We start from the raw sequence: 21,650 nt of genomic DNA, 5'->3' as shown, positions 1-21,650 counted from the left end.
ACCGTGAGGAGACGCGTATGAGAACGTCCGCCGCCGTCGTGGGTGCGATCGCGCTCGTCGCGATGCTGGCATCGTGCACACCGGCATCCTCGGACCAGCCTGACCGAATCGTCCGCCCCACCGCGCCCCGGACGTCGCCTGCTGCCTCCGCTCCGTCCGCGACGACGTCGGACGCGTCGCCGGACGCGACATCGCCCGCTTCACCCGGTACAGGTGAGGCCGTCTGTGTCGACGGCGTCGTCGCGATCCGCGGAAACGACCTCGACGTCTCCTTCGCCGGCGAATGCGATCTCGTCCGGATCGAAGGTGCCTCGCTCGACGTCGACCTGGAACGAGCGCGTATCGGCCGTGTGGTCGCGAGCGGCGATGGCCTCGAGATCGACCTCGGCTCCGTCGACTCGCTCGAGGTCACGGGGCAGTCCGCCGACGTCGACGCCGTCGTCGTCGGCGCTCTCGCCGTCGCGGGGGACCGGAACGCCGTGGAGGCCGACGAGATCGGCACCGTGTCGGTGTCGGGCAATGACAACCGCGTCTCTGCAGACCGCCTCGGGGCGGTCACGCAGAGCGGCGACCGCAACGCGATCGGGACCGGCTGACGCTCAGCAGCACGGCAAGAGGACGGGACGAGCAAGGCCCGCGACCATGGTGAGCGGGTTGATGTACTCCCCGTGGCGGCGGACACCGAAATGGATGCCGCCGTCGCCGACATGACCGCCGGTGGTCACGGTGCCCACCGGCTCTCCGCGGGCCACCACCGTTCCCGGTGCCAGCGTCGTCTCGACCGGCTCGAGACTGGTCACCAGCCCGTCATCGTGATCGATCGTCACGACGGGCCGGCCCGCCACCGGGCCGGCGAAGGCGATCGTCCCGCCGGCCGGGGCGAGGACCTCGGCGTCCGGGGCTGACAGGTCGACCCCGCGGTGACCGGGGGCGTACTCGTGCGCGGGGGCTTCGAATCCCCGGACCACCGTGGCCTGCCGCAGCGGCATCGTCCACCCCGATGGGGGCGCGGGAACGGCATCCGCATCGGCACCCGGGCCGGGCCCGGGACCGCCGAGGAGGAGCGGGCTCATCACGACGAGGGCTGCGGCGAGGCGTCCGACCGTACGGTGGATCATGTGCCGAGTCTCGAACCTGCGCCGCGCATGCGGAGGCCGCAGAGCCGACACGTGGAGAAGCCGGCCGCCACGAGCCTCGGGGAGGAGCGGCTGACTGCTACACTGATCACCGCACCTCGCTCGTCGAGGTGACTACGCGTGCCCTGAGCGATCGGTTTCCGATCGTGGCGCATCTTCCCCAGGTCTCCCGTTTCGGCGGCGAGCGGAAGTGTGTCGGGCGCCAGGAGTACCGGGCCGTCGGCCCGGGGAATCAACCGAAACAGAAGGAGAACGGCCATGGCCGTCGTCACCATTCGCCAGCTGCTCGACAGCGGCGTCCACTTCGGGCACCAGACCCGCCGCTGGAACCCGAAAGTCAAGCGCTTCATCCTGACCGAGCGCTCGGGCATCCACATCATCGACCTGCAGCAGTCGCTGTCGTACATCGACCGCGCCTACGAGTACGTCAAGGAGACGGTCGCCCACGGTGGCACCATCCTCTTCGTCGGCACCAAGAAGCAGGCGCAGGAAGTCATCGCCGAGCAGGCGACCCGCGTGGGCCAGCCCTACGTCAACCAGCGCTGGCTCGGTGGTCTGCTGACCAACTTCCAGACCGTCTCGAAGCGCCTCGCCCGCATGAAGGAGCTCGAGGAGCTCGACTTCGAGAACCCGGCTGCCAGCGGCTTCACCAAGAAGGAACTGCTGCTCAAGAAGCGCGAGCTCGACAAGCTCCACAAGTCGCTCGGCGGTATCCGCAACCTGCAGAAGACCCCGTCGGCCATCTGGGTCGTCGATGCCAAGCGCGAGCACCTCGCCATCGACGAGGCCAAGAAGCTCGGCATCCCCGTGATCGGCATCCTCGACACGAACGCCGACCCCGACGAGTTCCAGTACCCGATCCCCGGCAACGACGACGCGATCCGCTCGGTGAGCCTGCTCACGCGCATCATCGCCGACGCTGCGGCCGAGGGACTCATCCAGCGTCACCAGCCGTCCGACGAGTCGGCCGAGGCCGAGCCCCTCGCCGACTGGGAGCGCGAGCTGCTCGAGAGCGCTCCTGCTGAGACCGCTGTGGTCGAGGGCGCTGCCGCCGAGGTCGCCGCGACCGAGACGCCCGCCGACGAGGCCGGCGCCGAAGCGCAGGCCGAGACCGTCGCCGCCGAGGCCACCGAGAAGTAATCAGCGCGTCTTCCTGACCCGCTACGATCGGCGCGGCCGCGGCTGAGCCCGGCCGCGCCGATCGGCATCCACGAGATTTCCCACATACAGAAGGAGCCGCCACTCATGGCAAACTTCACCATCGCCGACATCAAGGCTCTTCGCGAGCAGCTCGGCACCGGAATGGTCGACACCAAGAAGGCCCTCGAAGAGGCCGACGGCGACGTCGAGAAGGCCGTCGAGATCCTCCGCCTCAAGGGCGCGAAGGGCAACGCGAAGCGTGCCGACCGCTCCACGAGCGAGGGCCTCGTCGTCGCTCGCGAGCAGGACGGCAAGGTCACCCTCGTCGAGCTGGCCTGCGAGACCGACTTCGTCGCGAAGAACGACCGGTTCATCGCGCTGGCCGACAAGGTCGCCGACGCCGCTGCCGCCGCGTCCGCCGACTCGGTCGAGGCTGCCCTCGCCGCCGACGCATCGGGTCAGACGATCGAGCAGCTCATCAACGATGAGGCCGCCATCATCGGCGAGAAGGTCGAGCTCCGCCGCGTGCGCACGCTGACCGGCGACGCCTTCGAGATCTACCTGCACAAGACGAGCAAGGACCTGCCCCCGCAGATCGGCGTCGTCGTGGCGTACTCCGGTTCGGACGCCGAGACGGCTCGCTCGATCGCGCAGCACATCTCGTTCGCGAACCCGAGCTACCTGTCGCGCGAGGACGTTCCCGAGGCCGACGTCGAGAAGGAGCGCGAGATCGTCACCGAGATCTCCCGCAACGAGGGCAAGCCCGAGGCGGCTCTCCCGAAGATCGTCGAGGGCCGCGTGGGCGCGTTCTTCAAGCAGGTCGCCCTCCTCGACCAGGACTACGCGAAGGACAACAAGCTGTCCGTCGCGCAGGTCGCGAAGGACGCCGGCATCACCATCACCGACTTCGCTCGGTTCAAGGTCGGCGCGTAATTGCCCGAAAGGCCCGCATCCTCGGATGCGGGCCTTTTCCATGCCCATCCGGGCGATACTCTGCAACACAGCGACGAGAGGGACACGATGAACGATGAGAAGACCGGGCGCCGTCGCGTCCTGCTGAAGCTTTCGGGCGAGGCGTTCGGGGGCGGCCAGCTGGGCGTCAACCCCGACGTCGTCGGTCAGATCGCCCGCGAGATCGCGGAGGCGGTCGACCGGGTCGAGGTCGCCATCGTCGTCGGCGGCGGGAACTTCTTCCGCGGAGCCGAGCTGAGCCAGCGCGGCATGGACCGCGGCCGTGCCGACTACATGGGCATGCTCGGAACCGTGATGAACGCCCTCGCGCTGCAGGACTTCCTCGAGCAGGCGGGGGCTGCGACGCGTGTGCAGTCGGCCATCTCGATGACGCAGGTCGCCGAGCCGTACATCCCGCGTCGTGCGGAGCGCCACATGGAGAAGGGGCGCGTCGTGATCTTCGGAGCCGGCGCCGGCCTGCCCTATTTCTCGACCGACACCGTCGCCGCCCAGCGTGCGCTCGAGATCAAGGCCGACGAGGTGCTCGTCGCCAAGAACGGCGTCGACGCGGTCTACACCGCCGACCCGAAGAAGGACCCGACGGCGCAGAAGATCGAGAGCATCACATACGGCGAGGCGCTGCAGCGCGGGCTCAAGGTCGTGGATTCGACTGCTTTCAGCCTCTGCATGGACAACCGCATCGACATGCGCGTGTTCGGCATGGAGCCGGCCGGCAACGTCACCCGCGCCCTGCTGGGCGAGCGCATCGGCACGCTCGTCACCGTGTGAGCGGCATCCGCCCGCAGACTAGACTTGACCGGACGTACCGACGAATGGAGTGACGTGATCCCCGAGATCCTCGCTGACACGAAAGCCCGCATGGAACGCGCCGTCGAGGCGGCGAAGGAGGACTTCTCCACCGTGCGAACGGGGCGTGCCAACACGGCGCTGTTCCAGAAGATCCTCGTCGACTACTACGGGTCGCCGACTCCGCTCGCTCAGCTCGCCTCGCTGAACACGCCCGAGGCCCGGACGATCATCGTCACGCCGTACGACAAGTCGGCGCTGAAGGCGATCGAGCAGGCCATCCGCGACACTCCGAACCTGGGCGTCAACCCGACGAACGACGGCAACATCGTGCGCGTCACCATGCCCGAGCTCACGGAGGAGCGCCGCAAGGAGTACGTCAAGCTCGTCCGCTCGAAGGGCGAGGACCACAAGGTCCACCTGCGCGGCATCCGGCGCAAGTCGAAGGACGAGCTCGACGGTCTCAAGAGCGAGGTCGGCGAGGACGAGCTCGTGCGCGCGGAGAAGGAGCTCGACGGGCTCACGCGCGCTCACGTCGACCTCATCGACGACGCGCTCAAGCGCAAAGAGGCCGAGCTCCTCGAGGTCTGAGACCGATGAGCGCACCCGGCGACGACGCCCCGTCTCGATCAGAGCGGGAGCGCTCCCGTTCGCGCGAGCACGGTGATTCGACGTTCCAGAATCAGGTGCGCGCCGCTCGGACGGAGTTCGAACACCAGATCGGCAAAGCTCGCGCCGATTTCGAGCAGGCCAACGAGCGCATCAACGCGCGCACGGGGCGCAATCTGTTCGTAGCGATCCTGATCGGCATCGCGATCGGCGTCGTCGTCATCGGTTCGCTCATCTTCGTGAAGTGGGTCTTCGTCCTCTTCGCGATCCCCGTCGCTCTCCTCGGCGTGTTCGAGCTGGTCCGGGCCCTGCAGGCCGCGGGCCGTCGGGTCGACGTCGTGCCGCAGCTCGTGGCCGGCGCCGCGGTCCTCGCGGCCGGCTTCTTCCTCGACGCCGGCACCCACTGGGTGGTCGTGTTCGCCGCCGTCGTGTCGGTGATCGTCTGGCGTCTGATGGCGCAGATGGTGAGCGTCGAGAGCCGCCGCTACGGGCAGGTGCTCAGCGACGTGCTCATCAGCGGCTTCGTGCAGCTGTATGTGCCGTTCCTCGGCAGTCTGCTGCTGATCCTCCTGCGTGAGGACGGCGGCGAGTTCTGGGTGCTCGCGATGATCGCGGTGGTGGTCGGCGCCGACACCGGCGCTTATGCTGCCGGCCTCGCATTCGGTAAGCACGCGATGGCCCCGCGGATCAGCCCGAAGAAGACCTGGGAGGGCTTCGCAGGAGCGGGCGTCGTGGCTGTGCTCGTCGCGGTCGGGTTCGCCTGGCTGCTTCTGGGACTGCCTGCCTGGACGGGCGTGATCATCGGTCTGGTGATCCTGGGTTCCGCGACGGTGGGCGACCTGGCCGAGTCGATGATCAAACGGGATCTCGGGATCAAGGACATGAGCTCGTGGCTGCCGGGCCACGGGGGAGTGCTCGACCGTCTCGATTCGATCCTGCCGTCCACCGTCGTCGCGCTCGTCCTGTTCCACGCTCTGTCCCCCCTGGTGATGTCATGACTTCGACCGAGAGTTCCCTGTCCACGAGCCCGTTCCCCGAGGTCCACGGGCGCGCGAAGGGATACGACCGCGCAGCCGTCGACGCTTTCCTGCGTCGCGCTCGCGAGGCGTTCGAATCGTCCGAGGAGGACGATCTCGACTCTGCCGCCATCCGCGCGACCGCATTCCCGCTCGTGCGCGGGGGATACGCCGTCGCGCCCGTCGATGCGGCGATCGGACGGATCGAGGATGCCTTCGCCGCGCGTGAGCGGGAACGCGCCCTGTCGCGCGCCGGTGCGCGTGCGTGGGTCGGTCGCTCGCGGAATCTCGCTCAGGAGATCCTCGACCGGCTGTCGCGCCCTCAGCGCCGCCGCTTCGACCGCGTGAGCGTGCTGTCCTACGGCTACCGGATCGACGAGGTCGATCTCGTCGCGGACCGCATCGCGCGGTACCTCGAATCCGGTGAACCCCTCACCGTGGAGCAGGTGCGCTCCGTGGCCTTCCGGATGCAGCGCGGCGGTTACCGTGAAGCGCAGGTCGACGCCGTGCTCGACGGAGTCGTGTCCGTCATTCTCGCCATCGGGTGAGTCTGATGGAGAGATGACCCTCGCCTCGCTAAACTCGAGGGCATTGTGACTTCTCGCTCGACTGTGACCCGCCGCACGACGCGCACCCCGGTCGCGCGCGTCCCGTCGTCGCCGGCACCCGCGCGCTGGTCGCGCCGGCGCGGGGTGTCCGCCGTCTTCGCAGCCGTCGCAGCCCTCGGCATGGCCGGGGGAGCCCTCGCCCCGCTCGGGACGGCGCTCGCGGCCGCGCAGGAGAAGCCGGTCGAGGTCGTGTCGCTGTGGGCCGACTCCCGCGGTGACGCCCAGGCGCTCGCCACAGACGCCGCGGCTCCTGCCCCGGCGCATCTCGACCGGAGCGGGTTCACCGTCTACGTCGCGCCCAAGCCCACGCCCACTCCGACGCCGACGCCGACCCCGGTCGAGGGTGAGAGCGCGGGGACGACGCGATCCGCGCCCGTCATGTACAGCGGTGGCGGATCGTCGACCGACTGGCTGAGCGCCGCCGGCATCCCCGAGAGCGACTGGGGATACGTCGACTACATCGTCTCGCGCGAGAGCAGCTGGAATCCGAACGCGACGAACGCCTCCTCGGGTGCGTGCGGGCTGGTACAGGCGTATCCCTGCAGCAAGGTCCCGGGCAGCGGCTACGACCCCGTCGACAACCTGAGGTGGGCCAATGGCTACGCCGTGGGGCGCTACGGAAGCTGGAGCGAAGCGTACGCGTTCTGGTCCAGCAACCACTGGTGGTGACGGCGCCCTCATGCCCCGTTCCAACCGGCGCCGGCCGGAGCCGCGTGACGATTCGCTCGATCGGCTGCTGAGCGGCTGGAAGCGCTCCGAGACGCGACGCGGCGTCGAATGGACCGTCCAGCCCGTGTCGGCGGCGCAGGCGCAGAAGACCTACACCTGCCCCGGCTGCGGGCGTGACATCACTCCGGCGACCCCGCACGTGGTCGCATGGCGCGCGGACGGCGTCCTGGGCGACGCCGCGGATCTGGCCGCGCGTCGGCATTGGCATTCGGCATGTTGGAGGATCGCATGAGCTTCGAGATCCGCGGACCCGTTCAGCTCCCGGCGCGGCGTGAAGACATCGAGCTGCACACGCTCGACGACCTGACGCTGGTGGGTGAGCTCGCGCTGCCGCAGGACCGTGACCCGGTCGCGACGCTCGTCACGCTACATCCGCTGCCGACGGCGGGCGGCTTCATGGACTCGCACATCCTGCGCAAGGCTGCGGGCCGGCTCCCGGCCCTCGCCGATCTGGCCGTGCTGCGTTTCAACACACGCGGGACCACGTCGCCGCGTGGCACGAGCGACGGCGCCTTCGAGGGCGGTGTCGGCGAGGTGTTCGACGTCGCCGCGGCGATGGCGTTCGTGCGGGAGCGGGGCCTGCCCCGGCCCTGGCTCGTCGGCTGGTCCTTCGGCACGGAGCTCGCCCTCAAGTACGGGCGCGACCACGATATCGAGGGCGTGATCCTGCTCTCGCCGCCGCTGCACCGCGCCACACCCGACGAGGTGGCCGCCTGGGCCGACGACGAGCGACGCGTCGTGATCGTCGTGCCCGAGTTCGACGACTATCTCAGACCAGCCGAAGCGCGGGAGCGATTCGCGGCGATCCCGCACGCGACCCTCATCGCGGTCGAGGGCGGGAAGCATCTGTGGGTGGGGGAGAACCAGACTCGTCGCGTCCTCACCGAGATCGTCGCCGCCGTCAATCCCGACGCGCTGCCGCTCGCCGAGGAGTGGGACGACGACTGACCGTCAGCGTTCGTTCTGCCGCGGGATGACGACCTGTCGGTAGATGATCAGGATGCTGGCTGCCACCGGGATCGCCACGAGTGCTCCGAGGAGCTGGCCCAGAGCGGCTCCCGCCAGAGCCGCGATGACCACGACGGCACCGGGGATCGACACCGCCCGGTTCATGATGCGCGGCGAGATGAAGTACGCCTCGACCTGCATGTAGACGAGGTACCAGATCGCCGCCCACAGTGCGGTCTGGGGCTCGGACAGACCGGGGATGAGGCAGGTCAGCACGATGATCGCCGAGCCGGTGAGGGTTCCGACGAGCGGGATGAGCGAGAAGAAGAAGGCGATGACGGCGAGCACCGCCGGGAACGGCGCCCCGATGACGCTCAGGAAGATCGCGCTGAGCACACCGTTGATGACGCCGAGGGACACCTGGCCCATGACGTAGAACCCGACGGATGCGGTGATCTGCTCTGCCAGGTCGATGAAGCGCGGACGGCGCGAAGCCGGTACGAGCTGGTAGACCGCGGCCTTCAGGTTGGGGGTCGAAGCGGTGAAGTAGATCGTCAGGATCAGCACGATGACGGCGCCGGTGAAGCCGCTGATGATGCCGCCGCCGATGAGGATGATCGAGCCGGTGATGGATCCGCCGATCGCCCCGATGTCGAGCGAGTTGTACCAGTCGGAGAGGTACTGGAAGAGCTCGTCGACGTTCAGCTGCGGGAACGTGACGGTCAGCCAGTCCTTGACCGCGTTGACCGGGTCCCAGTTGCCGTTGGTGACGAGATCCTGGATGGCCGCGACGAGCTGGCTGATCTGCGACACGATGATCGGCACGACCATCAGGATGATGCCCGCGAAGGCGGCGAGGAGCGCGGCGAACGTGATGAGGAGGGCCGCCCAGCGCGGCAGCCGTCTCCGCTCGAGCCAGGAGACGACCGGATCGAGACCCAGCGCGAGGAAGAGGGCGGTACCGACGTAGAGGAGGATCGTCGAGAGGGTCTGGATCCCCCCGATGATCACGATGCCGACGCCGACGCCGAGGGTGGCGATCAGCGCGGTGCGAAACGGGTTCTGGATCTTCACGAGCGCCTCCGGGGTCGAATCACCTCACTTTACGATCCGAGCGGGGTTTCGGCGGGAGGCGCCCCTTTCACGACCTTTTCAGGTCGTTTTGGATACTCTGGAACGTCGATCAAGCGTTCGGTGGTCCCGTTCCGGATGTGGAGAGGTGTTTCTTCGTGCGTTTCGTGTGGGCTGTTGTCGCGTTCGTCCTGGCGACCGTCATGATCGGTGCGGGCATCGCGCAGCGTACGATCCTGCGCGGACCCGAGAGCGTGACCGAGTCGGTGACGGTGGCCGCAGACGCGCCGTTCACACTCATCGACGGGTCGGTCCTGACATCGCGGCCGGGAGCCCAGTCGCTGAGCGTGCAGGGGTCCGGTACCGTCTTCGCCGCGTACGGCCGGTCCTCGGACGTGACCGCGTGGCTCGCGCGCACGGACTACACGCGGCTCGACGTCGACGAGGACGGCGCCATCACGACGACCGAGGTCGCCGCTGCGTCGGCGCCCGCGCCGAGCGCGGACGGAACCGTTCCTGCGATGCCGTCCCCCGTCGGCTCGGACCTCTGGCTCGAGGAGTTCCAGCGCGACGGCGCGCTGACGACCTCGTTGCAGCTGCCGCAGGACATGAGTGTCCTCATCGCGTCGGACGGCACGGCCGCCGCACCCGCCGACATCCAGGTGACGTGGCCCATCGAGTCGAACACGCCGTGGGCGGGCCCTCTCATCGTGGGCGGAGGGATCCTCCTCGCGTTCGGCATCGTCATGTACGCGCTCGGCTGGCGTCACCTGCGCCGGTCGCGCGGTCCGCGTCGGAAGGGCCTCCCCATGACCGCCACGCAGCCCATCGACCTCACCGTCGACGACGAGGCCAAGGGCGTCATCTCGTCCACGCCGCCGCGCCGCCGGCTGACCCGTGGTCGCCAGGCGCTGCTCGCTCTCCCGCTCGTTTCGATCGTCGCGCTGTCCGGGTGTTCCGCTGACGCCTGGCCGCAGCTCGCGCCGAGCCCGACGCCTTCTCCCACCGCGACGGTGGTCGCGGATCCCGACCAGGCGCCCCCCGCCGTGACCCAGCAGCAGGCGGAGCGCATCCTGACCCGCATCGCCGAGGACGTCTCGACAGCGGACGCGAGCGCCGACGCCGCGCTGGCGGCGACGCGCCTCGCCGGAACCGCTCTGGCGGAGCGCGAGACCAACTACACGCTGCGGTCGAAGATCGCCGATCGCGCGCCGTTGCCTCCCATTCCCGCCGAGCCGCTCGAGATCCTGCTGCCGGAGACCTTCGACAAGTGGCCGCGGACCTTCCTCGCGGTCGTCGACGGCGGCGAAGGCGCGTCGGACACGATCATGACGGTCAGCCAGCAGGACCCCTGGTCCAACTACAAGCTCGGATACATCGCGGAGCTTGCGACCGACTCGTTCCCGGAACTCGCTCCCGCCTACCTCGGCGCTGCGCAGGTCGCCCCGGACTCGCCGTTCCTCGTGCTGCCCCCGAAGGATCTCGCCGCGGCATACGCCGACCTGCTCACTAACGGCGATGCGAGCCCGTACGCGCGCCTCTTCGAGGCGGAGGGGGATGCCTTCCGCTCCGGCGTCGCGTCCAACCGCGAGCAGATCGTCAACGACTTCAACCAGACCGGTGCCGAGACCGGAACGGTGTCCTTCACGACGCAGGCGGGCACGCAGGCGCCCATCGCGTTGCAGACGCTCGAGAGCGGCGCGGTCGTCGCGGTGACGATCACCGAGGACCACACGTTCACGCCGAGCAATCCCGACGCCGTCATCAACGTCCCCGACACCAACCCGGTGGCCAGCGCGCTGACAGGCGTGTCGCAGTCCTCGACGGGCTTCACCACGACGTACGCCGACCAGCTGTTCTTCTTCGTGCCCGGTGCGGGCTCGTCCGAGCCGATCCAGTTCCTCGGCTACCGTTCCAATGTCCTCTCAGCGAAGGTTGTCTGAATGAGCGATCCGTCTCCCAGTGCCGTGCTCCGCGGAGCCCTCGATCTGTCATCGCTGCGTCATCGCCCCGCGGCGCCTGCTCCGGCCGGGCCCGCTTCCGCCGAGCAGCCGGCGGGCGGCTCGCGGCTGATCTTCGACGTGACCGACCAGACGTTCGGCGAGGTCCTGGAGCTCTCGCGGACCGTCCCGGTCGTCGTCGATCTCTGGGCCGAGTGGTGCGGGCCGTGCAAGCAGTTGAGCCCCGTCCTCGAGAAGGTCGTCACCGAGCTCGCCGGCCGGGTGGTCCTGGCGAAGGTGGACGTCGACGCGAACCCGCAGCTGGCGCAGGGGTTCCGGGCTCAGTCCATCCCGATGGTGGTCGCGCTCGTCGCCGGTCAGCCCGTGCCGCTGTTCACCGGCGCCGTTCCCGAGCAGCAGGTGCGCGAAGTGTTCGCGCAGCTGCTGCAGCTCGCCGCCCAGCACGGTGTGACCGGCACCGTTCCGACGGACGAGGGAACGGAGTCGGCCGAAGAGGCTGCCGAGGCGCCGCTGCCCCCGCTGCACGCCGAGGCCTATGCCGCGATCGAGGCCGGCGACTACCCGCGCGCCATCAGCGCCTACGAGCGCGCGCTCGCGGAGAACCCCCGCGATGCCGACGCTCAGGCCGGGCTCGGACAGGTCAAGCTGCTCGATCGCGTGCAGGGGCTCGACCTCGGCGAGGCACGTGCCGCCGCGGCATCCGCTCCGCTGGACGTCGAGGCGCAGCTCCGCGTCGCCGACCTCGACGTCGCCGGCGGTCACGTCGACGATGCCTTCGGGCGACTGCTCGATCTCTTCGCGGCGGTCGACGGTGAGGCTCGGGCGACCGTACGCGATCGGCTTCTCGAGCTGTTCGGTCTCGTCGGGGACAGCGATCCGCGCGTCCTCGCCGCGCGTCGGCGCTTGACCTCGCTGATGTTCTGAATCCGACGACATGGGCCCGGGGCCGTCACCGATGGTGACATGCCCCGGGCCCATGTCGCGTTTGCTTCAGCTCTCCGAGACTGCCGGCGCCCCGTCGGCGGCGTGGTGCAGCCACAGCACGCCGAGAGGCGGGATGACCATCGTCGCGCGTCCGTCGGATGCGTGAACGGTCCCGAAATTTCCGACACCCGAGCCGCCGTACACCTCGGCGTCGCTGTTGAGGACCTCGCGCCACGGCCCGTCCGCGGGCAGCTCGAGCGTGTAGTCGTGCAGCGGGACTCCCGAGAAGTTGCAGATCACGGCCACGGTGTTGCCGTGGTGGTCCCGGCGCGCGAACGCCATGACGTTCGGGTTCCAGTTCGGCGCGCCCAGGCGAGAGAAGGCCTCGCCGTCAGAATCCCGCGACCACAGAGCAGACTGCTCCCGGTAGGTGCGGTTCATGTCCGCGACGAAGGCGTGCAGGCCGCGATGGGCAGGCTGGTCCAGCATCCACCAGTCGAGCTCGCGCGACTCGGACCATTCCGACATCTGCCCGAACTCCTGCCCCATGAAGAGCAGCTGCTTTCCCGGGTGGCCCCACATGTACGCCAGGTAAGCGCGCATGTTGGCGAGCTTCTGCCAGTGATCGCCGGGCATGCGCGTGAACAGGCTGCCCTTGCCGTGCACGACCTCGTCGTGGCTGATGGGCAGGACGAAGTTCTCGCTGAAGGCGTAGACGAACGAGAACGACAGCTCGCCCTCGTGGTGTCCGCGGTACATCGGGTCTCGCTTGATGTACTGGAGCGAGTCGTTCATCCAGCCCATGTTCCACTTGAACCCGAATCCGAGGCCGCCCCACTCGGTGGGCGCGGTCACACCCGGGAAGCTCGTGGACTCCTCGGCGATCATCGCGATGCCGGGGTAGCGCTTGTACGCTGTCGCGTTGACCTCCTGGAGGAACGAGATCGCCTCGAGGTTCTCGCGCCCGCCGTGGACGTTCGGCTCCCATTGGCCCTCCTCGCGCGAGTAGTCGAGGTAGAGCATGGAGGCGACCGCGTCGACCCGGAGGCCGTCGACGTGGAACTCCTCGAACCAGTAGAGCGCGTTCGCGACGAGGAAGTTCCGCACCTCGTTGCGGCCGTAGTCGAAGATCAGCGTCCCCCAGTCGCGGTGCTCGCCGCGGCGCGGATCCGGGTGCTCGTAGAGCGGCTGCCCGTCGAACCGTGCCAGGGCGAAGGCGTCCTTCGGGAAGTGTCCCGGGACCCAGTCCATGATGACGCCGATGTCCGCCTGGTGCAGCCGGTCGATGAGGTAGCGCAGATCATCGGGTGAGCCGAAGCGGCTGGTCGGGGAGTAGTAGCCCGAGACCTGATATCCCCACGAGCCGCCGAACGGATGCTCGGCCAGCGGGAGGAACTCGACATGGGTGAAGGCCTGGGCGCGGACGTAGTCGATGAGCTGATCGGCCGCCTCGCGGTACCCGAGCCCGGAGCGCCAGGAGCCGAGGTGCACCTCGTAGACGGACATCGGCTGCGAGACGGGCGTCGATGTGCCGCGGCGCTCGAGCCACGCGGCATCCTCCCACTCGTATGCGCTCTCGGCGACGATCGAGGCCGTCGCGGGAGGGACCTCCGACTGCCGTGCCATCGGGTCGGCCTTGTCGATCCATGCGCCGTCGCCGGTCAGGATCTGGAACTTGTAGACCGTGCCGGCCGACAGTCCCGGAACGAAGAGCTCCCAGACGCCGGAGTCTCCCATCGAGCGCAGCGCGTGGCCCTGTCCGTCCCAGCCGTTGAAGTCTCCGATCACGCGGACTGCACGTGCGTTCGGCGCCCAGACGGTGAACGAGACGCCGGGCACGCCGTTGTGCAGACGCACATGGGCGCCGAGCACTCGCCAGAGCTCCTCGTGACGGCCCTCGCGGATGAGGTGCAGATCGAGCTCGCCGATCGTCGGGAGGTGCCGGTACGGGTCGTCCGCCACCCACGCCGGCGCATCGTCGTACGTCGCGACCACGCGGTAGGCCTCGGGGCGAGCGTCGAGGGCCGCCTCCCACACTCCGCCGCGGAGGTGACGGAACGACGCTTCCGGCTGATTCGCGAACACCGCCGTGACCGCGCGGGCGAGGGGACGCCGGACGCGGATGACCCACCCGTCGGCCGTCTGATGGGCGCCGAGGACATCGTGGGGCGCGTGGTACGAACCGGTGGCGACCGAGTCGAGGACGTGGTCTGCGGGGGCGTTCATCGGCGTTCCTTCACGTGGAGGATGTGCACAGGTTCGACGAAAGCGTCGAGGCGCACATAGTTGTGGTCGTTCCAGGTCCAGACCGATCCGGTGAGCAGGTCTTCGACCTCGTACTCATCGCCCGGTGCGACGCCCCAGACCGATGTGTCGAGATGCACGGTCGTCTCGCGCGCGGAATGCGGATCCACGTTCACGACGACCAGAATCGTGTCGGCCACACCGTCGGCGGTCAGCGCGGCGGGCAGGTGCTTGGAGAAGACGACGATGGCGTCGTCGTCGGACCAGTGGAAGGAGAGGTTGCGCAGCTGCCGCAGCGCGGGATGGGCCCGGCGGATTTCGTTCAGGCGGGTGAGGAACGGGGCGAGCGACTCCCCGCGCGCCTCGGCACCCTCCCAGTCGCGGAACTTGTACTCGTACTTCTCATTGTCGATGTTCTCTTCCGAACCGGGCCGGGCGACGTTCTCGACGAGTTCGTATCCCGCGTACACCCCGTACGAGGCGCCGGCGGTCGCGGCGATGGCGGCGCGGATCTTGTAGGCGGGGCGTCCGCCGTACTGCAGGTACTCCGTGAGGATGTCGGGGGTGTTCACGAAGAGGTTCGGGCGCATGAAGTCCGCCGTGTCGTGAGCCACGGAGGTGAGGAACTCCTCGAGTTCCTCCTTGGTGTTCCGCCAGGTGAAGTACGAGTAGCTCTGCTGGAAGCCGACCATCGCGAGGCCCTGCATGGGAGCGGGTCGCGTGAACGCCTCTGCGAGGAAGACGACCCCGGGAGTCTCGTCTGCGATCGTCGCGATGAGCCACTCCCAGAACTGCAGCGGCTTGGTGTGCGGGTTGTCGACGCGGAAGATGCGCACGCCTTGCGCGATCCAGTGCCGGACGACGCGCAGGACCTCGGCACGGATGCCGGCGGGGTCGTTGTCGAAGTTGACCGGGTAGATGTCCTGGTACTTCTTCGGCGGGTTCTCGGCGTACGCGATCGAGCCGTCGGGAAGGGTCGTGAACCACTCGGGGTGCTCGGCGACCCACGGGTGGTCGGGGGATGCCTGCAGCGCGAGGTCGAGCGCGATCTCCAGACCGGCGTCCGAAGCCGCGGCGAGGAATCCACGGAAGTCGTCGAGTGTCCCCAGGTCGGGATGCACGGTGTCGTGACCGCCCTCGGGACCGCCGATGGCCCAGGGCGATCCGGGATCGTCCGGACCGGCGGTCAGGGTGTTGTTCGGGCCCTTGCGGTGGGTGCGCCCGATCGGGTGGATCGGAGGGAGGTAGAGGACGTCGAATCCCATCGCGGCGACCGCAGGCAACCGGTCGCGCGCGGTCACGAAGGTGCCGCTGCGGACGGTGCCGTCGGCGAGCCGCTCGGCACCCTCCGACCGCGGGAAGAACTCGTACCAGGCGCCGACTCCGGCGCGCTCGCGCTCGACGAGCAGCTCGTGCTCGTCACCGACCGTGACGAGGGACTGCAGCGGGCGATCGGCGAAGATGCGCGCGAGATCGGCGTCGCGGACGACCGCGAGCGCATCCACCGCGTCGGCGGCCGCATCCCTCAGGCGCGCCGCGGCCTTCTCGAGGAGTCTGCGCTCGGCTGCGGGGCGGGTCTTGTCTGCGGCGGCGCGCGCCAGCAGGAGAGCCCCCGCCTCGCGCATGAGGGCGACGTCGACTCCGGCCGCGATCTTGATGGCCGCGGCGTGCTGCCAGGTGGCGAAGTCGTCGCCGAAGGCTTCGTAGCGGAAACGCCAGACGCCCTCGGCGAGCGGGGCGATGAGGACGGACCACCGATCGAACCCGTCGTTGAGAGGGGTCAAGCGGTGCAACGACTCTCGCCCGTCGGGCGAGAACAGCCGCAGATGCACGCCGATCGAGTCGTGCCCTTCGCGGAACGCCGTGACGCGGAACGGCACGGCTTCGCCGGCGAAGGCCGAGGGGCGGAACCGGTCGCCCGGGACCGAGGGGGCGGGCCGCTGGAGCGGGATGCGTCCCGTGACGGTGTCGCCGGCCGACGGAAGCGGCGCGGCGGTCCGGCCGGGAATCTCGGCGGTGCTGCGGAACGGGGCGGGTGAGGTCGTGCGCGTCGTTGATGCCACGGCTCGAACATATCGCGGTGCAGCAGTTCGAAAAACGGGCTTGCGCCTTACTCGGCTCTGAGCAAAAGCAGCGTCGGTCCCGACACGGCCAGACGGTCGCCCGGGGCCAATCGTGCGCCGTTCTCGAGCGGTCGCTCGTCTGCGCTCGACCACAGCGTGACGAACGAGGATGCCGAGCCGACGGCGGGCAGCACGACCTCGGCGTCATCTTCTCGCCCGTGAATGACGATGAGCACGCGGTTGTCGGGTTCGTGGGCCGGCGTCGAGGTCGCGACGTACTGCAGGGTGCGCTGCTCCGGATCGGTCCACGTCGCCTCCGTCATCGGCTCTCCGTGAGCGTCGAACCAGTGCATGACCGACGCCTCGGGGACCTCGGCGTCCGGGTCCGCGTATCGTACGGGGCGGAGCGCGGGGTTCTCGGCGCGCAGCCGCGTCAGCGTCCGCACGTGCGCGAGCAGGTCGACCTGCCAGTCGGCGAGCTGCCAGTCGAGCCAGGTCAGGGCGCTGTCGTGGCAGTAGGCGTTGTTGTTGCCGAGCTGGGTGCGGCCCATCTCGTCACCCGCCGTCAGCATCGGCACGCCGGCGGACAGCAGCAGTGTTCCGACGAGGTTGCGGACGGCGCGGCGTCGCGCGGAGACGATGTGCTCGAGCGAGGTCTCGCCCTCCGCGCCGTGATTGAACGACCGGTTCGTCTCGGCGCCGTCCCTGCCCTCCTCGCCGTTGGCATCGTTGTGCTTGACGTCGTACGACACGAGGTCGCGCAGCGTGAAGCCGTCGTGCGCCGTGATGAAGTTCACTCCAGCCAGCGGGCCGCGCTCCGGGCCGAACAACGGCGCCGATCCGGCGAGGTGGGTGGCGAGACCTCCTACGCCCGCCGGCGAGGTGCCGGCGCGTCGCAGATAGTCGATGTCGCTGAGCCAGAAGTTGCGGACACCGTCGCGGTACCGGTCGTTCCACTCCTGCCATCCGTCGCCGAAGCCGCCGGTGTGCCATCCGCCGAGTCCGACATCCCAGGGCTCGGCGATGATCTTGTCGTCGCGCAGCACCGGGTCCTCGGCGATCGCCCGCAGCAAGGGATGCTCGGGATCGAAGACGTGCTGGGCGTCGCGACCGAGCGTGACGGCGAGATCGAAGCGGAACCCGTCGATCTGCACCTCCTGACTCCAGTACCGCAGCGAATCGAGGACGAGCCGGGCCGCGGCGTCCGTCGAGGTGTCGACGGCGTTGCCGCATCCGGTCACGTCGATGTACGCGCCGTCGTCGTGCTGTCGGTAATAGGCACGATTGTCGATTCCGCGGAAGCTCGACCGCGGCCCGCCCAGCTCCAGTTCGGCGGTGTGGTTGTAGACGACATCCAGGATGACCTCGATGCCGGCGGCGTGGAGGGCCCGCACCGTGCGCTTGATCTCCTTCAGGACGGCGGTGGGGCCGCTGCGACGGGCGTCCTGCGTCGCATATGCGGCGTGCGGGGCGAAGTACCCGAGGGTGTTGTAGCCCCAGTAGTTGGCCAAACCGAGCGCGAGCAGACGCGGCTCGCTCTCGAACGCGTGGATCGGCAGCAGCTCGACGCTCGTCACGCCGAGCGAGAGGAAGTGGTCGATCATGGCGGGGTGACCGAGTCCGGCGTACGTGCCGTGCAGCGCCGGCGGGATGTCGGGATGCCGCTTCGTCAGCCCCTTCACGTGCGCCTCGTAGATGACCGTCCGATCGCGTGGCACGCGTGGCTTGCCGATTCCGCCCCAATCGAATGCGGGATCCACGGCGACCGAGCGGTGGTCGCCCGGGGCGCCGGAGACGATGCCCCGCCCGTAGGGGTCGAGCAGGAGAGTCTGCGGGTTGAAGACGTCGCCCGGTCCGTGGGGACCGTCGACGCGCAGGGCGTAACGGACACCGGCGCGCAGCGTCTCGATGTCGGCCTCCCAGACGCCCCCGCCGATGGGGGAGAGCGGCCGCTCGTCGACGGCCCAGTCGAGGTCGTCGTCGTCGAACAGCACGACGTCGATCGACGTCGCCCGCTCGGACCAGACGCGGATCGTGCCGCCGTCATCACGGAGGGTCACGCCGAGATCGGTGAAGCGGGGGTCGTGCAGTCCGGCCGGGCGGGTGCTGTCGGGCATGCGATCTACAGTAATGAGCGACGGTGAACGCCCGAGGAGGTGGGATGGTCGTCTATCTCGATCATGCGGCGACGACCGCGCTCCGACCGGAAGCGCGCGACGCCTGGCTCTCGGCGCAGGAGACCCTCGGCAACGCCTCGTCCGTGCACGGCGCGGGTCAAGCCGCTCGTCGCCTCCTGGAGGATGCGCGGGATGCCGTCGCCGCGGCGCTCGGCTGCGAGCCGATCGAGGTCGTCTTCACATCGGGCGGGACCGAGGCGATCAATCTGGCCGTCAAGGGCCTCTGGCTCGCCGCCGAGGGTCCCGCCACGGGGCCGATCGTGCTGCCCGACGGCGAGCATCACGCGACGGTCGATGCGGTCGCCTGGCTCGCGGCGCGATGGGGCGCCGCGGTGCGCCCCGTCGGCCTCGATCACGTCGGCCGCATCGATCCCGCGGTGTTCGCCGAGGCGCTGCCCGGGGCTGCCCTGGCGACCGCCCTCGTCGCCAACAACGAGGTGGGGACGCGCAACGACGCGGCCGCCCTGGCCCGGGCGGCGCGCGACGCGGCGGTGCCGTTGCACCTGGATGCGGTCGCGGCGCTCGGGAGCGTCCCCCTCGACTTCGCCGCCTGGCGGGACGCAGGCTCCGCGCCGCACGGCCTGGTGACGATGTCGGTGTCCGGCCACAAGGTCGGCGCTCCCGTGGGCACCGGTGCCCTCGTCGTGTCGCGCCACGCGCAGCTGACGCCGCTCGCCCACGGCGGCGGTCAGCAGCGGGGGCTGCGCGCGGGCACCCCGGACGTCGCGGGTGCGGCGGCATTCGCCGCGGCGCTCGGGAACGCCGAAGCCGAGCGCGTGCGGGAGGCGGTCCGGCTCGAGGGCCTTCGCGACCGCCTCATCGATGGCATCCGCTCGCTCGTCCCCTCGGCCGAGATCCTGGGCGACCTCCACGACCGGCTGCCGGGCAACGTGCACGTGCTCTTCCCGGGCACGATCGGCGAGACCCTGCTGTTCCTGTTCGACACCGCCGGGATCGCGGTGTCGACCGGTTCGGCGTGCCAGGCGGGCGTCACCGAGCCGTCGCACGTCGTGCTCGCGCTGGGACGGGAGGCGGACGACGCGCGCGCCGTGCTGCGTCTGACCCTCGGCCGCACGAGCACGCAAGCGGACGTCGATGCCTTCCTGGCCGCCCTCCCCGAGGTCCACCGGCGTGCGGTCGCCGCCCGAGCCGGGCGTGCGAGCCGCACCTAGACTGGAGTGATGCGAGTACTGGCGGCGATGAGCGGCGGCGTCGACTCGGCGGTCGCTGCGGCCCGAGCCGTCGACGCCGGACACGACGTGGTCGGCGTGCACCTCGCGCTCTCGCGCGCCGGCGGCACCCTGCGCGCCGGCAGCCGCGGCTGCTGCACGATCGAGGACGCGATGGATGCTCGCCGGGCCGCCGATCTGCTCGGCATCCCCTTCTACGTCTGGGACTTCTCCGAGCGATTCCGAGACGACGTCATCGATGACTTCGTCTCGGAGTACCGCGCCGGCCGGACGCCGAACCCCTGCATGCGCTGCAACGAGAAGATCAAGTTCGCGGCGCTCCTCGAACGCGCGATCGAGCTCGGCTTCGATGCGGTCTGCACCGGTCACTACGCCCTCCTGGTCGACGGTCCCGAGGGGCGCGAGCTTCATCGCGCGTCGGATGCCACGAAGGACCAGTCGTATGTGCTCGGCGTGCTCACCGCGGAGCAGCTCGCCCACACGTACTTCCCCCTCGGGTCGACGCCCTCGAAGGCGGAGGTGCGCGCGGAGGCGGCCGAGCGCGGTCTGACGGTGGCGCAGAAGCCCGACAGTCACGACATCTGCTTCATCCCCGACGGCGACACCCGCGGGTGGCTCGCCGAGAAGGTCGGGGCGGAGGCCGGCGAGATCGTCGATCGCACCGGAGCGGTCGTCGGGCGTCACGAGGGCGCTCACGCGTTCACCGTGGGTCAGCGCCGTGGGCTGCAGCTGGGTGTTCCGGCGCCGGATGGCAAGCCCCGCTTCGTGCTCGAGGTGCGACCGGTCGACAACCGTGTCGTGGTGGGTCCGAAGGAGGCGCTGGCGACCGCCGAGATCGCGGGCGGCCGGTTCACCTGGGCAGGGCGGGCGCCGTCCGAGCGCGTCTTCGACTGCGAAGCACAGATCCGGGCGCACGCCGACCCGGTCCCGGCGCGAGCCGAGATCACCGAGAACGAGATCGTGGTCATCCCCGACACGCCGTTCGACGGTGTGGCTCCGGGGCAGACGGCCGTGATCTACGAGGGATCGCGCGTGCTCGGACAGTTCACGATCGACCGGACCGTCTCGGCCGTCCCGGTCGACGCCTGATCGATCCGGCGGCGACGCGGAGGGCGTCAGCCAGCTCGGTGTAGCGGAACCGGTATCCCGTGTCGACGAGGCGCTCGGGAACGACCCAGCGGCTCTTCAGCACGAGTTCCGGTTCGGTGCGCAGGAGCCACATCGCCGGTTCGAGCATCCACCTCCACGAGGGGATGCCGAACGGCATGCCGACGATCGAGCGGAGCTCTCGCATGAGGGTGCGGTTGTCCGAGGCGTGCGGGCTCGCGACGTTGACGACCCCCGCGAGGTCCTCGTGCGTGTCGACCCACCGCAGCGCGCCCACGACATCGTCGATGTGCACCCAGCTGAAACGCTGTCGCCCACGCGTGCGATACCAGGGTGCGGTGCTCCCGGTCGGCTGATCGCCGATGCCGCGATAGCGGCGGTGCGGGATGATCGGACCGTCGATCTGCGCGCCACCGAGGCCCAGGCGCGCGAGCGTCAGCAGCATGGCGGTGGCGGGCCCGGCGCCCAGCACGATGGCCATTCGGAGGGCGACGCGGCGTGTTCCGGGAAGATCCTCGCCGAAGAACGCGGCCTCCCAGGCCCGCGCGACGTCGACCGAGAACCCCGTTCCGAGCTCTCCGGCGGATTCGGAGTTCGGGCGGTCGACCGCGTGACGGTAGATCGTCGCCGTCGACGCGTTGATCCACAGCCGCGGGGGGACCGCGGCGCGACGGACGGCGCCGGAGAGTGTCTGCGTCGTCGCCACGCGGGAGCGCAGGATCTCGTCGCGGTTGTGGTCCGTGTAGCGACAGTCCACCGATCTGCCCGCGAGGTTGACCAGGATGTCTGCGCCGTCCACGAGACGGTCGATGGCGCCGGTGTCCTGCCACGTGGTCTCCGCCGTACGCCCGATCGTGTCGACGGTGTAGCCGTCCGCTGTCAGGGCGTCGACGATCTCGGTGCCGATGAAGCCGGACGCGCCGGCGACGACGGCGCGGCGTGGGGTGTCGGTCATGACGTCATCGTAGT

Annotated in this window: 20 protein-coding genes; 14 read left to right on the top strand and 6 right to left on the bottom strand. The window is 69.5% G+C overall.

The genetic code is table 11. The features are described from left to right. Positions 1–17 precede the first annotated feature (17 nt). Positions 18–596: a DUF3060 domain-containing protein gene (locus tag CI089_RS11170; protein WP_094261641.1), complete on the top strand. Its 579-nt coding sequence runs from the start codon at positions 18–20 to the stop codon at positions 594–596. A 3-nt stretch (positions 597–599) separates the two neighbouring features. Here CI089_RS11170 and CI089_RS11165 read toward each other — a convergent pair whose 3' ends face one another. Next, positions 600–1,118, bottom strand: coding sequence for a murein hydrolase activator EnvC family protein (locus CI089_RS11165; RefSeq protein ID WP_256977836.1), 519 nt, complete (start codon positions 1,116–1,118; stop codon positions 600–602). A 276-nt stretch (positions 1,119–1,394) separates the two neighbouring features. On the opposite strand from CI089_RS11165, the gene rpsB reads away from it, so the two are divergent. The 9 genes from rpsB to CI089_RS11120 all read left to right on the top strand — a co-directional run bounded on the left by rpsB (position 1,395) and on the right by CI089_RS11120 (position 7,944). Then, positions 1,395–2,276: a 30S ribosomal protein S2 gene (rpsB, locus tag CI089_RS11160; RefSeq protein ID WP_071918149.1), complete on the top strand. Its 882-nt coding sequence runs from the start codon at positions 1,395–1,397 to the stop codon at positions 2,274–2,276. A gap of 105 nt (positions 2,277–2,381) precedes the next feature. Continuing rightward, positions 2,382–3,209: a translation elongation factor Ts gene (gene tsf, locus CI089_RS11155; protein ID WP_023950948.1), complete on the top strand. Its 828-nt coding sequence runs from the start codon at positions 2,382–2,384 to the stop codon at positions 3,207–3,209. Positions 3,210–3,296: 87 nt separating this feature from the next. Continuing rightward, positions 3,297–4,016: a UMP kinase gene (gene pyrH / locus CI089_RS11150; RefSeq protein ID WP_023950947.1), complete on the top strand. Its 720-nt coding sequence runs from the start codon at positions 3,297–3,299 to the stop codon at positions 4,014–4,016. A 54-nt stretch (positions 4,017–4,070) separates the two neighbouring features. Continuing rightward, a complete protein-coding gene (gene frr, locus CI089_RS11145; RefSeq protein ID WP_064956632.1) occupies positions 4,071–4,625 on the top strand; it encodes a ribosome recycling factor in 555 nt (184 codons plus the stop codon). A 5-nt stretch (positions 4,626–4,630) separates the two neighbouring features. Further along, positions 4,631–5,641, top strand: coding sequence for a phosphatidate cytidylyltransferase (locus CI089_RS11140; protein WP_094261640.1), 1,011 nt, complete (start codon positions 4,631–4,633; stop codon positions 5,639–5,641). Further along, positions 5,638–6,207 carry a DivIVA domain-containing protein gene (locus tag CI089_RS11135; protein ID WP_094261639.1) on the top strand — a complete coding sequence of 190 codons (570 nt, stop codon included), beginning with the start codon at positions 5,638–5,640 and terminating at the stop codon, positions 6,205–6,207. The genes CI089_RS11140 and CI089_RS11135 overlap by 4 nt, the downstream gene beginning before the upstream one ends. 45 nt (positions 6,208–6,252) lie before the next feature. Next, a complete protein-coding gene (locus tag CI089_RS11130; protein WP_256977832.1) occupies positions 6,253–6,936 on the top strand; it encodes a lytic transglycosylase domain-containing protein in 684 nt (227 codons plus the stop codon). Positions 6,937–6,946: 10 nt separating this feature from the next. Then, complete coding sequence (locus CI089_RS11125) at positions 6,947–7,228, top strand: hypothetical protein (protein WP_094261638.1); 282 nt, start codon at positions 6,947–6,949, stop codon at positions 7,226–7,228. Beyond that, positions 7,225–7,944, top strand: coding sequence for an alpha/beta hydrolase (locus CI089_RS11120; RefSeq protein WP_094261637.1), 720 nt, complete (start codon positions 7,225–7,227; stop codon positions 7,942–7,944). The genes CI089_RS11125 and CI089_RS11120 overlap by 4 nt, the downstream gene beginning before the upstream one ends. Positions 7,945–7,947: 3 nt before the next feature. Here the strand turns inward: CI089_RS11120 and CI089_RS11115 are convergent, their stop codons facing one another. After that, positions 7,948–9,018: an AI-2E family transporter gene (locus CI089_RS11115; RefSeq protein WP_023950933.1), complete on the bottom strand. Its 1,071-nt coding sequence runs from the start codon at positions 9,016–9,018 to the stop codon at positions 7,948–7,950. Between the two features lie 155 nt (positions 9,019–9,173). Between CI089_RS11115 and CI089_RS11110 the strand changes: the two genes are divergently transcribed. Both CI089_RS11110 and CI089_RS11105 read left to right on the top strand, forming a co-directional pair. Further along, positions 9,174–10,958, top strand: a complete 1,785-nt coding sequence (locus CI089_RS11110; protein WP_179223313.1) for a glycosyl transferase — start codon at positions 9,174–9,176, stop codon at positions 10,956–10,958. Next, complete coding sequence (locus tag CI089_RS11105) at positions 10,959–11,900, top strand: tetratricopeptide repeat protein (protein ID WP_094261635.1); 942 nt, start codon at positions 10,959–10,961, stop codon at positions 11,898–11,900. It abuts the gene before it with no gap. Positions 11,901–11,966: 66 nt separating this feature from the next. Here the strand turns inward: CI089_RS11105 and glgB are convergent, their stop codons facing one another. Genes glgB through glgX form a run of 3 tightly spaced genes read right to left on the bottom strand, consistent with a single transcriptional unit; the run spans position 11,967 to position 18,324 of the window. Beyond that, positions 11,967–14,126: a 1,4-alpha-glucan branching protein GlgB gene (gene glgB, locus CI089_RS11100; RefSeq protein ID WP_094261634.1), complete on the bottom strand. Its 2,160-nt coding sequence runs from the start codon at positions 14,124–14,126 to the stop codon at positions 11,967–11,969. Continuing rightward, positions 14,123–16,207 (bottom strand): alpha-1,4-glucan--maltose-1-phosphate maltosyltransferase, encoded by a 2,085-nt coding sequence (locus tag CI089_RS11095; protein WP_094261633.1) that lies wholly within the window; start codon positions 16,205–16,207, stop codon positions 14,123–14,125. Before CI089_RS11095 ends, glgB begins: the two co-directional genes overlap by 4 nt. A 47-nt stretch (positions 16,208–16,254) precedes the next feature. After that, entirely contained in the window at positions 16,255–18,324 is a 2,070-nt protein-coding gene (glgX, locus tag CI089_RS11090; protein WP_094261632.1) for a glycogen debranching protein GlgX, read from the bottom strand. A gap of 44 nt (positions 18,325–18,368) precedes the next feature. On the opposite strand from glgX, the gene CI089_RS11085 reads away from it, so the two are divergent. Together CI089_RS11085 and mnmA are read left to right on the top strand one after the other, a co-directional pair. Beyond that, positions 18,369–19,556 (top strand): cysteine desulfurase family protein, encoded by a 1,188-nt coding sequence (locus tag CI089_RS11085; RefSeq protein ID WP_094261631.1) that lies wholly within the window; start codon positions 18,369–18,371, stop codon positions 19,554–19,556. Between the two features lie 9 nt (positions 19,557–19,565). Next, positions 19,566–20,663, top strand: a complete 1,098-nt coding sequence (gene mnmA, locus CI089_RS11080; RefSeq protein WP_094261630.1) for a tRNA 2-thiouridine(34) synthase MnmA — start codon at positions 19,566–19,568, stop codon at positions 20,661–20,663. Here the strand turns inward: mnmA and CI089_RS11075 are convergent. Then, positions 20,620–21,636 (bottom strand): epimerase, encoded by a 1,017-nt coding sequence (locus CI089_RS11075; RefSeq protein ID WP_218823038.1) that lies wholly within the window; start codon positions 21,634–21,636, stop codon positions 20,620–20,622. The two genes, mnmA and CI089_RS11075, sit on opposite strands and share 44 nt — an antisense overlap. Positions 21,637–21,650: the final 14 nt, after the last annotated feature.

The sequence above is a fragment of the Microbacterium sp. Yaish 1 genome, assembly GCF_002245215.1.
In the GTDB taxonomy this organism is placed as follows: Bacteria; Actinomycetota; Actinomycetes; order Actinomycetales; family Microbacteriaceae; genus Microbacterium.
The sequence above is the reverse complement of the archived record's forward strand: the minus strand, read 5'-3'. Positions and strand labels throughout refer to the sequence as shown.

Coding starts and splice junctions, on each gene's coding strand:
- CI089_RS11170 (WP_094261641.1), top strand. CDS start 18: ATGAGAACGTCCGCCGCCGTCGTGGGTGCGATCGCGCTCGTCGCGATG.
- CI089_RS11165 (WP_256977836.1), bottom strand. CDS start 1,118: ATGATCCACCGTACGGTCGGACGCCTCGCCGCAGCCCTCGTCGTGATG.
- rpsB (WP_071918149.1), top strand. CDS start 1,395: ATGGCCGTCGTCACCATTCGCCAGCTGCTCGACAGCGGCGTCCACTTC.
- tsf (WP_023950948.1), top strand. CDS start 2,382: ATGGCAAACTTCACCATCGCCGACATCAAGGCTCTTCGCGAGCAGCTC.
- pyrH (WP_023950947.1), top strand. CDS start 3,297: ATGAACGATGAGAAGACCGGGCGCCGTCGCGTCCTGCTGAAGCTTTCG.
- CI089_RS11140 (WP_094261640.1), top strand. CDS start 4,631: ATGAGCGCACCCGGCGACGACGCCCCGTCTCGATCAGAGCGGGAGCGC.
- CI089_RS11135 (WP_094261639.1), top strand. CDS start 5,638: ATGACTTCGACCGAGAGTTCCCTGTCCACGAGCCCGTTCCCCGAGGTC.
- CI089_RS11125 (WP_094261638.1), top strand. CDS start 6,947: ATGCCCCGTTCCAACCGGCGCCGGCCGGAGCCGCGTGACGATTCGCTC.
- CI089_RS11120 (WP_094261637.1), top strand. CDS start 7,225: ATGAGCTTCGAGATCCGCGGACCCGTTCAGCTCCCGGCGCGGCGTGAA.
- CI089_RS11105 (WP_094261635.1), top strand. CDS start 10,959: ATGAGCGATCCGTCTCCCAGTGCCGTGCTCCGCGGAGCCCTCGATCTG.
- glgB (WP_094261634.1), bottom strand. CDS start 14,126: ATGAACGCCCCCGCAGACCACGTCCTCGACTCGGTCGCCACCGGTTCG.
- glgX (WP_094261632.1), bottom strand. CDS start 18,324: ATGCCCGACAGCACCCGCCCGGCCGGACTGCACGACCCCCGCTTCACC.
- CI089_RS11085 (WP_094261631.1), top strand. CDS start 18,369: ATGGTCGTCTATCTCGATCATGCGGCGACGACCGCGCTCCGACCGGAA.
- mnmA (WP_094261630.1), top strand. CDS start 19,566: ATGCGAGTACTGGCGGCGATGAGCGGCGGCGTCGACTCGGCGGTCGCT.
- CI089_RS11075 (WP_218823038.1), bottom strand. CDS start 21,636: ATGACCGACACCCCACGCCGCGCCGTCGTCGCCGGCGCGTCCGGCTTC.